This window comes from Nocardioides aquiterrae (genome assembly GCF_039526625.1).
GTDB classification, from domain to species: domain Bacteria; phylum Actinomycetota; class Actinomycetes; order Propionibacteriales; family Nocardioidaceae; genus Nocardioides; species Nocardioides aquiterrae.
The window spans coordinates 70,751-83,838 of the sequence record NZ_BAAAJE010000006.1; the positions used below are offsets into that span (position 1 = coordinate 70,751).

Below are 13,088 nucleotides of genomic sequence, written 5' to 3' on the forward strand. Positions count from 1 at the left end.
AGCTGGAGCAACAGCAGCAGGCGCAGGACGAGCCGCCGGCCACGGCCACGCCGGATCCGACGAAGACCCCGGATCCGACGCCGACCCTGGACCCGACCCCCACCCCGGACCCGACCCCCACCCCGGACCCCACGCCGACCCCGACTCCGGCGCCGCCCGCCCCGGCCGGCGGGGCAGCCGCCGCGATCGCGTTCGCGCGCGCCCAGATCGGCGAGCCGTACCGCTGGGGTGCCGCCGGCCCCAGCTCGTGGGACTGCTCTGGCCTGACGATGGGCGCCTGGCGGGCCGGCGGCAGGGCGCTGCCGCACTACTCGGTCGCCCAGTACGAGCAGTCCACGCCGGTCTCGGCCGGCCAGCTGCAGCCCGGCGACCTGGTGTTCTGGGGCTCGTCGAGCGACCCGTCGTCGATCTACCACGTGGCGCTCTACGTCGGGGGCGGCCGGATCATCCACGCCCCGCGCACCGGCGAGGACGTCCAGGAGACCTCGATGTACTCCTGGATCCCGCCCGGCTTCTACGCCCGTCCCTGACCTCCGCCGAGCGGTCCAGATCACCCGCTTGGGTGGTGCTCCGGCTGGGTATCGGACGGTCATGGCCACGAACATGGCGGCGCCCCCGCAGCCCGGCTACGTCCAGCCCGACGTCGACGTACCCGCCCTGACCGCCCTCCTCGACGGCAAGTACGCCGACGTCCGCGACCTCGTCCGCACCAACCTCGCGAAGTACAGCCAGATCCTCGACGAGGCCGAGGAGATGTCGATCGACGACTTCCGCGAGCGCGTCCGCGAGGTCGTCGTCGAGATGGCCGCGACCGGCCAGACCGGCATGGGCTTCCCCGAGGAGTACGGCGGCGGTGGCGACATCGGCGCGTCGATCGCGGCGTTCGAGACCCTCGCGTACGGCGACCTCTCGGTGCTGGTCAAGGTCGGTGTGCAGTTCGGGCTCTTCGGCGGCGCCATCCTCCAGCTCGGCTCGAAGCATCACCACGACGCCTACCTCGCCGACCTGGTCAGCGGGAAGGTGATGGGCTGCTTCGCGATGACCGAGACCGGCCACGGGTCCAACGTGCAGGCCCTGGGCACGGTCGCGACCTACGACCAGGAGACCCAGGAGTTCGTGATCACCACGACCTCCGAGTCCGCGCGCAAGGACTACATCGGCAACGCCGCCAAGCACGCCGAGCTCGCGGTGGTCTTCGCCCAGCTCGAGGTCGGCGGTGCGTCCGAGGGCGTGCACGCGTTCGTCGTACCGATCCGCGAGAACGGGTCCGTCTGCCCCGGCGTCCGCATCGAGGACGACGGCCGCAAGATGGGCCTCAACGGCGTCGACAACGGGCGGATCTGGTTCGACGGCGTGCGGGTGCCGCGCACCGCGCTGCTGAACCGGTTCGCCGACGTGACGCCCGAGGGCGTCTACGAGAGCCCGATCGAGAACCCGAACCGCCGCTTCTTCACGATGCTGGGCACCCTGGTCCAGGGCCGGGTCTGCGTGGGCGGCGCCGGCATCAACGCGGCCAAGGTGGCGCTGGCGATCGCGACCAAGTACGCCGTGCGCCGGCGGCAGTTCGAGGCCACCTCGGACACCGAGGAGGAGCTGCTGCTCGACTACGGGCTGCACCAACGGCGGCTGTTCCCGCTGATCGCGCGGACCTACGCCCTGCACTTCGCGCAGGAGGTCGTCGCGGCGCAGCTGCACGACGTGTTCTCGGGGATCTCGGACGACGAGCACACGCGTCGCGAGCTGGAGTCCCGCGCGGCCGGGACCAAGGCGCTCGGGACCTGGCACGCCACGCGCACCATCCAGGAGTGCCGCGAGGCGTGCGGCGGGGCCGGCTACCTCGCGGTCAACCGGTTCGCCGCGCTCAAGGCCGACAGCGACATCTTCACGACGTTCGAGGGCGACAACCACGTGCTGCTGCAGCTCGTGGCGAAGGGGCTGCTCACCGACTACGCCAGCGAGTTCGAGGACCTCGACCAGCTCGGCATGGTCAGGTTCGTCACCAACCTCGCGGTCGAGACGGTCATCGAGAAGACGTCGGTCCACAAGCTGTTCGAGCGGGTGCGCGACCTGCTCCCCGGCGGCGACGACTGGGACCAGGAGGCCGGGCTGCTCGACCCGGACTACCAGCTCGCGATGCTGCGCTTCCGCGAGGAGCACATGCTCGCCGGCGTCGCGCGGCGCCTCAAGCGCGGCATCGACCAGAAGATGAACCCCGGCGAGGTGTTCTCCCACGTGCAGGACCACGTGGTCGCCGCCGCCAACGCCCACGTCGAGCGGCTGGTGCTCGAGGCGTTCGTCGACAAGACCCGCGGGCTGCCCGCCGGCGACAACAAGGTCGCGCTCAGCCTGCTCTGCGACCTGTTCGCGCTCTCGACGATCGAGGCCGACCGGGCGTGGTTCATGGAGCACGGCCGGCTCACCGTGCAGCGCTCCAAGGCGATCAGCCGCGAGGTGAACAACCTGTGCCGCAAGATCCGCCCGATCGCCGTACCGCTCGTCGACGCGTGGGCGGTGCCTCCGGAGATGCTGCGGTCCCCGGACCTGGTGGGGTGAGGTGGCGGTTTCCCCGGTACACCGGGGAGACCGGCACGGGCCGAACGCTCAGTGAGCGCCGGTCGTGAGCCGCTGGAACGACGCCTCGACCTCGGCCTCGGCCTCGGTGCGGCCGACCCACTCGGCGCCCTCGACGGACTTGCCGGGCTCGAGGTCCTTGTAGACCTCGAAGAAGTGCTGGATCTCCAGGCGGTCGAACTTCGACACGTGGGAGATGTCGCGCAGGTGCTCCAGGCGCGGGTCGGTCGCGGGGACGCAGAGGACCTTGTCGTCGCCGCCGGCCTCGTCGGTCATGCGGAACATGCCGATCGCGCGGCAGCGGATCAGGCAGCCCGGGAACGTCGGCTCCTGGAGGATCACCATCGCGTCGAGCGGGTCGCCGTCCAGGCCGAGCGTGTTCTCGATGTAGCCGTAGTCGGCCGGGTACTGCGTCGAGGTGAAGAGCGTGCGGTCGAGGCGGATCCGGCCGGACTCGTGGTCGACCTCGTACTTGTTGCGCTGACCCTTGGGGATCTCCACCAGCACGTCGAACTCGAGCACGTCATCCTCCGCAGTCGTCTACGTCGTCTACATCGTCGTCGGGGCCCGCCGACGGGCCGTGCCCAGTCTCGCGCACAATGTCGGCAAACGCGCAGTCGGAAGGGGCGAAGAGTGGGTCGACGTGACGCACGCCACCGTCGGCTCGCGCTCTGGCTCCCGGTCGGCCTCGTCCTCGCCGTCCTCGCGGCCGCCGGTACGGCGTACCTGGTCGACCCGGAGGCGCCCCGCGACCCGAGCCCGGCGGCCGTGCCTCCGCCGCCCGGCCTCGAGCTGCCCGCGGTCACGACGCCGGCGCCCGTCGCCGGCCCGGTGGCCGGGACGCCGGACCCGGCGAAGGTGCGCCGCGCCCTCGCCGGACCGCTCCGCGACGCCGACCTCGGCCGGCACGTGCTGGCGACGGTCTCGGCGCTGGACGGCACGCTGCTCTACTCCACCGGCACCGGGGAGGCCGCCCCGGCCTCGACGATGAAGCTGCTCACCACGACCGCCGCCCTGGAGACCCTGGGCCCCGACCACACCTTCACGACCACGGTCGTCGCCGCCGGCCCCCGGCGGGTGGTGCTCGTCGGCGGGGGAGACCCCCTGCTGTCGGTGCCCGACCTGACGAGGCTCGCCCGCGCGACGGCCGCGGCCGTCGACGGCCCGGTCCGGGTCGGGTACGACGCGCACCTCTTCTCGGGGCCGGCCGTCAACCCCCACTGGGAGCCGGGCTACGTGCCGGAGGAGGTCTCGCCGATCTCCGCGCTCTGGGTCGGCGAGGGCGACGGCGAGGCGGACCCCCCGGCCGCCGCGGCGGCGCAGTTCACCACGGCGCTGGGACGGGCGGGCGTCCGGGTCCTGGGTGAGCCGGCGCCGGCGCACGCCCCCGCCGACGGCCCCGAGCTGGCGTCGGTGGACAGTGAGCCGCTGGCCGGCATCGTCGAGCACACGCTGCTCACCAGCGACAACAATGCCGCCGAGGTGCTGGCCCGCCACGTCGGGCTCGCCACCTCGGGGACGGGCTCGTTCCGCGCCGGCGTCGCGGGCGTGCTCGACACCCTCGACGCGCTCGGCGTACCCACGAGCAGGGCGGTCGTCCACGACGGCAGCGGCCTGTCCCGCGGCGACCGGCTCGACCCGGACACGCTCACCGCCGTGCTCGAGACCGCGGGCTCGGACGCGCACCCGGAGCTCCGGTCGGTGCTGACCGGACTGCCGGTGGCGGGCTTCACCGGCTCGCTGGAGTACCGCTTCGACGCCGAGGACGCCGGCCGCGGGCTGGTCCGCGCGAAGACCGGCACCCTGTCCGGCGTCAGCGCCCTGGCCGGCACCGTCGTCGACCGGGACGGGGTCCCGATGGTCTTCGCGCTGCTCGCGGACCGGATCGCCGTGGTCGACACCCTCGACGCGCGGGCCGCGCTCGACGACGCGACCAGCGCGCTGGCGGCCTGCCGTTGCGGGGGCGCGGGTACGGTCGCTCCATGAGCACGGGCATGGTCGACTGGGACCTCGCGATCTCGCTGGGCTCCCGCATCGCCGGCACCGGACCGGTGCTGTCGCGTGCCGACGCCGCGGCCGTCGTCGCCGAGCTCCACGCGGACGCCGACCGCTCGACCGGGCTGGTCCGCGACTTCACCGGGCTCGAGACCGCGGCCGGGACGGCCCCGGTCCGGGTGGTCGACCGGGCCGGCTGGGTCGCCGCGAACGCCGACGGCTTCGCGACCGTGCTCGCGCCGGTCGTCGACAAGCTGACGGCCAAGAAGGGCCCGCCGACCGGCCTGTCGCTGGCGATCGGGTCCCGGGTCACCGGCGTCGAGGTCGGCGCGCTGCTGGGCTTCCTGGCCGGCAAGGTGCTCGGCCAGTTCGACCCGTTCCACCCGCCGGCCGGCCGGCTGCTGCTGGTCGCCCCGAACGTCGTGCACGTCGAACGCGAGCTCGGCGTCGACCCGCACGACTTCCGCCTCTGGGTCTGCCTGCACGAGGAGACCCACCGGGTCCAGTTCACCGCCACCCCGTGGCTGTCGGACCACCTGCTCGGCGAGATGCACGCGCTCGCGGAGACCCTCGAGCCCAGCGGTCTGCTGGACGACGGCCTCGGCCGGATCGTCGAGGTGGTCAAGGGGGAGGGCAGCCTGATCGACGCGATCGGCAGCCCGGAGCAGAAGGAGATCGTCGACCGGGTCACCGGGGTCATGTCGCTGCTGGAGGGCCACGCCGACGTGGTCATGGACGGCGTCGGCCCGAGCGTGATCCCCACGGTCGCGACGATCCGCACCAAGTTCAACCAGCGCCGCAAGGGCGCCGGCTCCCTCGACCGGATCCTGCGGCGACTGCTCGGCCTGGACGCCAAGATGGCGCAGTACCGCGACGGCGCGAAGTTCGTCCGCTCGGTCGTCGACAAGGCCGGCATGGCGGAGTTCAACGCCGTGTGGGAGCGCTCGGAGAACCTGCCCTCGAAGGCCGAGATCGCCGACCCGCGGGCCTGGATCAGCCGCGTGCTGTGACCGTGCGATGAGCCTGCACCCAGCGGTCGCCGCCGTGCGGGGCGCCGTACGGCGGGCGCTGGCCCACGTCGAGCCGGGCCGGACCGTGGTCGTCGCGTGCTCGGGGGGCGCCGACTCGCTCGCGCTGCTGGCGGCGACGGTCTTCGAGGGCCGCAAGGCGGGGTGGCACGTGGTGGGCGCGACCGTCGACCACGGCCTCCAGGACGGATCCGCCGCGCACGCCGCCCACGTCGTGGCGCAGATGGCGGCGCTCGGCGCCGACGAGACCCTCGCCGCGACCGTGCACGTCGACGCTCCCGGCCTGGGCCCCGAGGCCGCGGCCCGCCGGGCCCGGTACGCCGTCCTCGAGCAGGTCGCCGATCGGTTCGACGCGGCCGCGGTGGCGCTCGGCCACACGCGCGACGACCAGGCCGAGACGGTGCTGCTCGGCCTCACCCGCGGCTCCGGCGGGCGCTCGCTGGCGGGGATGCGCCGCTCCTTCGACCGGATCGTGCGCCCCCTCCTCGACCTGTCCCGCGACGACACCGTCACCGCCTGCCAGGTGGAGGGCATCGAGTTCTGGGACGACCCCCACAACGAGGACCCCGGCTACACCCGGGTGCGGGTCCGCCGCACGGTGCTGCCGGTGCTGGAGGAGCAGCTCGGCCCCGGCGTCGCGGCGGCCCTGGCCCGCACCGCTGACCAGCTGCGCGGCGACATGGACCTGCTCGACGACCTCGCCGAGGCGGCGTACGCCGAGCTGGCCGACCTCCCGGTCGACGGCCTGCTGGCCCAGCCGACCTCCCTGCGGCGCCGGGTGCTCCGGCTCGCGGCGCTCGCGGCGGGCTGCCCGGCCTCGGAGCTGTTCCACGAGCACGTCGTCGCCATGGACGGGCTGCTCACCGACTGGCACGGCCAGAAGTGGGTCGATCTGCCCGGCCCCGTCCGGTGCTTCCGGAGGGACGGCCACCTTCAGTTCGGGTGAGAATCCGCCGATAACCGTCACGAAGCGCGGCTCGCCGCGTCACACTTCGAACGTATCAGCCGCATTTCTCGAGGAGCATCGCCATGTCCCGTCGTCGCATCGCCACCCTGCTCGCCTCCTGTGGCGTGCTGCTGGCAGCACCCCACGCGCTGCCCGCCCAGGCGGCGCCGTCGTCCGCGGACCGGGCGGTCGCGCCGCTGCGCGCCGAGGTCCACCCGCTGATCCGGGGCGTGGTCGTGGACCAGGACGGCGACCCCGTCGACGACGTCGAGGTCCAGGCGACCAAGGCCGACGGCACCGAGCAGGCGTCCGCGCTCACCTACGCCAGCGACCGGGAGGACGGCCCGCAGCACGGCTACTTCTTCCTCGAGGTCACCAAGGGCACCTACACGGTGACGCTGTCGAAGAAGGGCTACAAGACCGTCGAGTACGACGCCGGCACGATCAGCAAGCGCGGCCAGAAGGTCAGCATGGGCGAGCTGGTGATCAAGAAGGTCGCCGCGGACACCGACACCAAGGCCGCGCTGAAGAAGGCGACGGTCACCACCAAGCAGCACGGCGAGGTCACGGTCACCGTCTCCAGCAAGGGCGCCAAGCCGCTCGGCGACATCGAGATCCGTGAGGGCAAGCACGCGGTCGGGGACGGAACGCTGCGCAAGTCCGACGGCGGGACGGTCACGATCGAGCTCGACAAGCTCCCCAAGGGCGAGCACGAGCTGAAGGCGTACTTCCTCGGCAGCGCGGGCTTCAAGGCCTCGTCCTCGAAGGCGTTCACCCTGACGGTGGTCAAGCCGAGGCGCTGACCTAGAGTCTGCGCCATGGACTCGTCCCACGTGGAGAACGACCTGGTCAACGTCCTCTTCACGGAGGAGCAGATCCAGGCCCGGCTCAAGGAGCTGGCCGCCGAGATCGAGGCCGACTACGAGGGCAAGGACCTCCTCATCGTCGGCATCCTGCGCGGCGCGGTGATGGTCATGGCCGACCTGGCCCGCAGCTTCAGCCGGCACCTGGAGATGGACTGGATGGCGGTGACGTCGTACGGCTCCGGGACCAAGTCCAGCGGCGTCGTGCGGATCCTCAAGGACCTCGACACCGACATCTCCGGCCGGCACGTGATCATCGTCGACGAGATCATCGACACCGGGCTCACGCTGTCCTGGCTGACCTCCAACCTGACCTCGCGCAGCCCCGCCAGCGTCGAGATCTGCACGCTGCTCCGCAAGCCGGAGGCGCTGACGATGCCGGTCGAGGTCAAGTACGTGGGATGGGACATCCCCAACGAGTTCGTGGTCGGCTACGGCCTGGACTACCGCGAGCGGTACCGCAACCTGCGCGACATCGGCACCCTCGCCCCGCACGTGTACTCGTAGCGGGAACGCGCCAGCGGATCCGCTGATGGTGGTCGAGCGAGCCGCGCGACCGAGCCTGCGAGGTCGCGACCGGCGTGTCGAGACCCGGTGAGCCGGAAGTCGGCGCTGGGGGCGACACCTTCGGGTGCGGGGGTCTCGACAGGCTCGACCACCGATCTCTAGGCCAGCCTGCGACAATGGGAGCGGCCGGCGGTCCCGTGTACCGTCGACACTTCCGATCAGCACGTCCGAGAGAAGTCTGTGAAGCGTATATTCAAGGGGCCCTGGCTCTGGATCGTCCTTGCCGTGGTGGGCGTGCTGCTCGCCCTGCAGTACCTGGCGCCCAACGGCGGGTACGACGAGGTCGAGTCGTCCAAGATGGCCGACTACATCTCGAGCGGTGAGGTCAAGGAGGTCACCTTCGTCGACGGTGACCAGCAGATCAAGGCGACCCTCGACGACGGCGACAAGGTCACGGCGTTCTGGCTGGACGGCACCCAGGCCACGCTCCAGGAGCAGGTGCAGAAGCAGGTCGATGCCGGCAAGATCGCGCAGTTCAACGTCGAGGTGCCCAAGCCCAGCCTGCTCGGCTCGATCCTCGCGACGCTCCTGCCGTTCGCGCTGATCATCCTGCTGTTCCTGTTCCTGATGAACCAGGTGCAGGGCGGCGGCGGCCGCGGCGTCATGCAGTTCGCCAAGTCCCGCGCCAAGCTGATCACCAAGGACATGCCGAAGACGACGTTCGCGGACGTCGCCGGCTGCGAAGAGGCCATCGAGGAGCTCGAGGAGATCAAGGAGTTCCTCCAGGAGCCCGCGAAGTTCCAGGCGGTCGGCGCCAAGATCCCCAAGGGCGTGCTGCTCTACGGCCAGCCGGGCACCGGCAAGACCCTGCTCGCCCGCGCGGTCGCGGGCGAGGCGGGCGTGCCGTTCTACTCGATCTCCGGCTCCGACTTCGTCGAGATGTTCGTGGGTGTCGGCGCCTCCCGGGTCCGCGACCTGTTCGAGCAGGCCAAGGAGAACGCCCCCGCGATCGTCTTCATCGACGAGATCGACGCCGTCGGCCGCCACCGCGGCGCCGGCATGGGCGGCGGCCACGACGAGCGTGAGCAGACCCTGAACCAGCTGCTGGTCGAGATGGACGGCTTCGACGTCCGCGGCGGCGTGATCCTCATCGCCGCGACCAACCGTCCCGACGTGCTCGACCCCGCGTTGCTGCGTCCGGGCCGCTTCGACCGCCAGATCCAGGTCGACGCGCCCGACCTCACCGGCCGCGAGCAGATCCTCCAGGTGCACGCGCGCGGCAAGCCGCTGGCGCAGGACGTCAACCTCCGGTCCGTCGCGCGGCGGACGCCGGGCTTCAGCGGCGCCGACCTGGCGAACGTGCTGAACGAGGCCGCGCTGCTGACCGCGCGCACCAACCAGAAGCTGATCACCAACCAGGCGCTCGACGAGGCCATCGACCGGGTGATCGCGGGCCCGCAGCGGCGGACCCGCCTGATGAGCGAGAAGGAGAAGCTGATCACGGCGTACCACGAGGGCGGCCACGCCCTCGTCGCCGCCGCGCTCCCGGGCAACGACCCGGTGCACAAGATCACGATCCTGCCGCGCGGCCGGGCGCTCGGCTACACGATGGTGCTGCCCGACGAGGACAAGTACTCCCAGACCCGCTCGCAGATGCTCGACACGCTGGCCTACATGCTCGGCGGCCGCGCCGCGGAGGAGATGGTCTTCCACGACCCCACCACCGGCGCCGGCAACGACATCGAGAAGGCCACCAACCTGGCGCGCGCGATGGTCACCCAGTACGGCATGACCGAGCGGCTCGGTGCGATCAAGCTGGGCGAGTCCAACTCCGAGCCGTTCCTGGGCCGCGACCTCGGCCACTCCCGGAACTACTCCGAGGAGATCGCCGCGGTCGTCGACGAGGAGACCAAGAAGCTGCTCGCGACCGCGCACCAGGAGGCCTTCGAGATCCTGGAGGAGAACCGCGACGTCCTCGACGCGCTGGTCCTCGAGCTGGTCGACAAGGAGACGCTCGACAAGGAGGAGGTCGCGCGGATCTTCCAGGCGCTGCGGCGCCGTCCCGAGCGGCCGGCGTGGACCGGCTCCGACCAGCGGCACCCGTCGGCGATCCCGCCGGTCGAGATCCCGCAGTGGATCCGCGACCGGGCCGCCACGAACGGCCAGAACGGCCACGCTGAAGAGGAGGCGGGCGCCGTCCTGACCCCGCCGGGCTCCGGGGGCGACGTGCACGGCGACCCGGGTGTCGAGGGTCCCTCCGCCGGCTCCGGCCCCAGCCTGCCGCCGCACTGATGACCGACCCGATCGGGTTCGACGACCGCGACCCCGCCGACGTCCCGCCGTTCGACTACGCGCGGGCGGAGGCGGCGGTGCGGGAGCTGCTGATCGCGCTCGGGGAGGACCCGGAGCGCGAGGGCCTGAGCGAGACGCCCGCGCGGGTGGCCCGGGCGTACGCCGAGCTGACCACCGGGCTGCGGATGCGCCCCGAGGACGTGCTGACCACGACGTTCGACCTCGGCCACGACGAGATGGTGCTGGTCCGCGACATCGAGCTGTGGTCGATGTGCGAGCACCACCTGGTGCCGTTCACCGGCGTCGCCCACGTCGGCTACATCCCGGCCGAGAGCGGCAAGATCACCGGGCTCTCGAAGCTCGCGCGGCTGGTGGACGTGTACGCCAAGCGGCCCCAGGTCCAGGAGCGGCTCACCACCCAGGTGGCGGACGCCCTGATGCGCATCCTCGAGGCGCGCGGCGTCATCGTCGTGATCGAGGCCGAGCACCTGTGCATGACGATGCGCGGGGTCAAGAAGGCCGGCGCCCGCACCATCACCTCCGCGGTCCGGGGCACGATGCGCTCCAACGCCGCCACCAGGGCCGAGGCGATGGCCCTGATCCACCGGAACCGCTGACCGATAGCCTCCGCTCATGACGACGATCCCGGTGCTCATGGGCGTCGTCAACGTCACGCCCGACTCGTTCTCCGACGGCGGCCGGTGGCTGGAGCCCGACGCCGCGATCGCGCACGGGCGCGAGCTGCTCCGCGACGGCGCGGACATCCTCGACATCGGCGGCGAGTCGACGCGCCCCGGCGCCACCAGGCCGCTGGTCGAGGAGGAGCTGGGCCGCGTCGTCCCCGTGATCGCCGCGCTGGCCGCCGACGGGGCCACGGTCTCGGTCGACACGATGCGCGCCGAGGTCGCCGAGGCCGCCCTCGCCGCCGGCGCGACGATCGTGAACGACGTCTCCGGGGGGCTCGCCGACCCGCGGATCCTCGACGTGACCGCAGCGAGCGACGCGACGTACGTCGCCATGCACTGGCGGGCCCACGCCGCGCACATGCGCGACTTCGCCGTGTACGACGGGCCGGGCGGCGTCGTGCAGGCCGTCCGCGACGAGCTCGCGGCGCGGGTGGAGGCGATCCTCGCCGCGGGCGTGCCGGCGGAGCGGATCGTGCTCGACCCCGGCCTCGGCTTCGCCAAGCGCGTGGAGCACAACTGGGCGCTGCTGCGCGACCTCGGCCCGCTCGAGTCGCTCGGCTACCCGGTGCTGGTGGGTGCGAGCCGCAAGACCTTCCTCGGTAGGCTCCTCGCCGACAGCGGCGGGACCGTGCGCCCCGTCGACCAGCGCGAGCACGCGAACACGGCCCTCACGGTCCTCCTCGCCCAGCGCGGCGTGTGGGGCCTGCGGGTGCACGACGTGCGTGCCGCCCGGGACGCGCTGCGCGTGCTCGAGCGGCTCGACCAGGGAGAGCAGGAATGACCGACGAGCTGGCGGTGACCGGCATCGAGTGCTTCGGCCACCACGGCGTGTTCGAGTTCGAGAGGCGCGAGGGCCAGGTCTTCGTGATCGACCTGGTCCTGGGCGTCGACACCGCCGCGGCGGCGGCCTCCGACGACTTGCCAGACACCGTCGACTACGGAAGTCTCGTGGCCTCGGTGAAAGCCGCCGTGGAGAAGGATCCGGTCGACCTGATCGAGACCCTCGCCCAGCGGGTCGCGGGCGTCTGCCTCTTGGACGACCGTGTTGAATGGGCGCGGATCACGGTCCACAAGCCGGATGCACCCATCGAGGCGACGTTCTCGGACGTCGCGCTCACCATCACCCGGAAACGCGAGGTCGCCCGTGACTGAGACCCCCAACCCGAACATCGTCGACACCGACACCCTGACCGGCGAGATGCGGCCGATCCGGCGTGCGGTGCTGGCGCTGGGGTCCAACCTCGGCGAGCGGATGGCGAGCCTGCAGGGCGCGGTCAACGCGCTCGCGGACACCCCGGACGTCTGGATCACCGCGGTCTCGCCGGTCTACGAGACCGACCCGGTCGACTCGCCGCCCGAGGCGAAGACCTACCTGAACGCCGTCGTGCTCATCGACACGACCCTCGCGGCGAGCCGGCTGATGGACCGGGCGCTGGCGATCGAGGACGCCTTCGACCGTGAGCGCGGCGAGGTCCAGAACGCCCCGCGCACCCTCGACGTCGACCTCATCGTGGTCGGCGACCGGCGCAGCGACGAGCCGTCCCTCCGCCTGCCGCACCCGCGGGCCGCCGAGCGCGCCTTCGTGCTGCGGCCGTGGTTCGACCTCGAGCCCGAGGCCGAGTTCCCCGACCGCGGCCCGATCGCCGACCTCCTGGAGCGGACCGACCAGAGCGGACTCAAGCTGCGCGACGACCTGGTCCTCGAGATCCAGTGAGCAGCGCCCCGTCCGGCGACGAGCCGTCGGGCGGGCGGCTGCGCCCGACCTCCGCAGCGGCGCTCACCCTCTGGGCGGTGGTCGGCCTGGTCGGCGGCTACCTGCTGCACCCGCTCGCGATCCGGGGCCGCGGCACCGCGCCGATCGTGACCTGGGCCCAGCCGCTGGCGCTGGTCCTGGTCGCGGCGATCCTCGGCGCCACGGCGTACCTCACCTGGCGCACCGTGCAGGTCCAGCACCAGCGGCTGGAGCCGCACCGGGCCGTGAACCGGCTGGTCCTCGCCCGCGCCTGCGCCCTGGTGGGCGCGCTGGTCGCGGGCGGGTACGCCGGGTACGCGCTCAGCTGGGTCGGCATGGACTCCGACCTCGCCTCGCAGCGGCTGTGGCGGTCGGTCGTCGCCGCGGTCGCGGGTGTGGCGATCGTCGTCACGTCGATCCTCCTCGAGCGCGCGTGTCGCGTCAGATCCGACGAGGACGAGCCCTAAC

At 72.2% G+C, this 13,088-nt stretch carries 14 protein-coding genes; 13 read left to right on the top strand and 1 reads right to left on the bottom strand.

All coding sequences use genetic code 11. The features are described 5' to 3' along the window. Together ABD086_RS06970 and ABD086_RS06975 are read left to right on the top strand one after the other, a co-directional pair. The coding region (locus ABD086_RS06970) for a C40 family peptidase (protein WP_343906759.1) at positions 1-530 on the top strand (530 nt) is incomplete at its 5' end. Positions 531-591: 61 nt separating this feature from the next. Then, the gene (locus ABD086_RS06975; RefSeq protein WP_343906760.1) at positions 592-2,553 is read left to right on the top strand and encodes an acyl-CoA dehydrogenase family protein; all 1,962 of its coding nucleotides are present in this window, start codon (positions 592-594) and stop codon (positions 2,551-2,553) included. A gap of 48 nt (positions 2,554-2,601) precedes the next feature. On the opposite strand, the gene ABD086_RS06980 is transcribed toward ABD086_RS06975, so the two are convergent. Beyond that, positions 2,602-3,093, bottom strand: coding sequence for an inorganic diphosphatase (locus ABD086_RS06980; RefSeq protein WP_343906761.1), 492 nt, complete (start codon positions 3,091-3,093; stop codon positions 2,602-2,604). Positions 3,094-3,204: 111 nt separating this feature from the next. Between ABD086_RS06980 and dacB the strand changes: the two genes are divergently transcribed. The 11 genes from dacB (at position 3,205) to ABD086_RS07035 (ending at position 13,087) form a co-directional block, all read left to right on the top strand. Next, complete coding sequence (dacB, locus tag ABD086_RS06985) at positions 3,205-4,557, top strand: D-alanyl-D-alanine carboxypeptidase/D-alanyl-D-alanine endopeptidase (RefSeq protein WP_343906762.1); 1,353 nt, start codon at positions 3,205-3,207, stop codon at positions 4,555-4,557. Continuing rightward, positions 4,554-5,576 (top strand): zinc-dependent metalloprotease, encoded by a 1,023-nt coding sequence (locus tag ABD086_RS06990; RefSeq protein WP_343906763.1) that lies wholly within the window; start codon positions 4,554-4,556, stop codon positions 5,574-5,576. The genes dacB and ABD086_RS06990 overlap by 4 nt, the downstream gene beginning before the upstream one ends. A gap of 7 nt (positions 5,577-5,583) precedes the next feature. Next, a complete protein-coding gene (tilS, locus tag ABD086_RS06995; RefSeq protein WP_343906764.1) occupies positions 5,584-6,540 on the top strand; it encodes a tRNA lysidine(34) synthetase TilS in 957 nt (318 codons plus the stop codon). Positions 6,541-6,623: 83 nt separating this feature from the next. After that, a complete protein-coding gene (locus ABD086_RS07000) occupies positions 6,624-7,343 on the top strand; it encodes an Ig-like domain repeat protein (protein WP_343906765.1) in 720 nt (239 codons plus the stop codon). Positions 7,344-7,358: 15 nt separating this feature from the next. Next, positions 7,359-7,910 carry a hypoxanthine phosphoribosyltransferase gene (gene hpt, locus ABD086_RS07005; protein WP_343906766.1) on the top strand — a complete coding sequence of 184 codons (552 nt, stop codon included), beginning with the start codon at positions 7,359-7,361 and terminating at the stop codon, positions 7,908-7,910. Between the two features lie 240 nt (positions 7,911-8,150). Beyond that, on the top strand, positions 8,151-10,202 hold the full coding sequence (ftsH, locus tag ABD086_RS07010; protein ID WP_343906767.1) for an ATP-dependent zinc metalloprotease FtsH: 2,052 nt from the start codon (positions 8,151-8,153) through the stop codon (positions 10,200-10,202). Next, positions 10,202-10,819 (top strand): GTP cyclohydrolase I FolE, encoded by a 618-nt coding sequence (folE, locus tag ABD086_RS07015; protein ID WP_343906768.1) that lies wholly within the window; start codon positions 10,202-10,204, stop codon positions 10,817-10,819. Before ftsH ends, folE begins: the two co-directional genes overlap by 1 nt. A 16-nt stretch (positions 10,820-10,835) precedes the next feature. Continuing rightward, complete coding sequence (gene folP / locus ABD086_RS07020; protein WP_343906769.1) at positions 10,836-11,669, top strand: dihydropteroate synthase; 834 nt, start codon at positions 10,836-10,838, stop codon at positions 11,667-11,669. Further along, a complete protein-coding gene (folB, locus tag ABD086_RS07025; protein ID WP_343906770.1) occupies positions 11,666-12,040 on the top strand; it encodes a dihydroneopterin aldolase in 375 nt (124 codons plus the stop codon). The genes folP and folB overlap by 4 nt, the downstream gene beginning before the upstream one ends. Next, positions 12,033-12,602, top strand: coding sequence for a 2-amino-4-hydroxy-6-hydroxymethyldihydropteridine diphosphokinase (folK, locus tag ABD086_RS07030; RefSeq protein WP_343906771.1), 570 nt, complete (start codon positions 12,033-12,035; stop codon positions 12,600-12,602). Before folB ends, folK begins: the two co-directional genes overlap by 8 nt. Further along, the gene (locus ABD086_RS07035) at positions 12,599-13,087 is read left to right on the top strand and encodes a DUF3180 domain-containing protein (protein WP_343906772.1); all 489 of its coding nucleotides are present in this window, start codon (positions 12,599-12,601) and stop codon (positions 13,085-13,087) included. Before folK ends, ABD086_RS07035 begins: the two co-directional genes overlap by 4 nt. Position 13,088 lies beyond the last annotated feature (1 nt).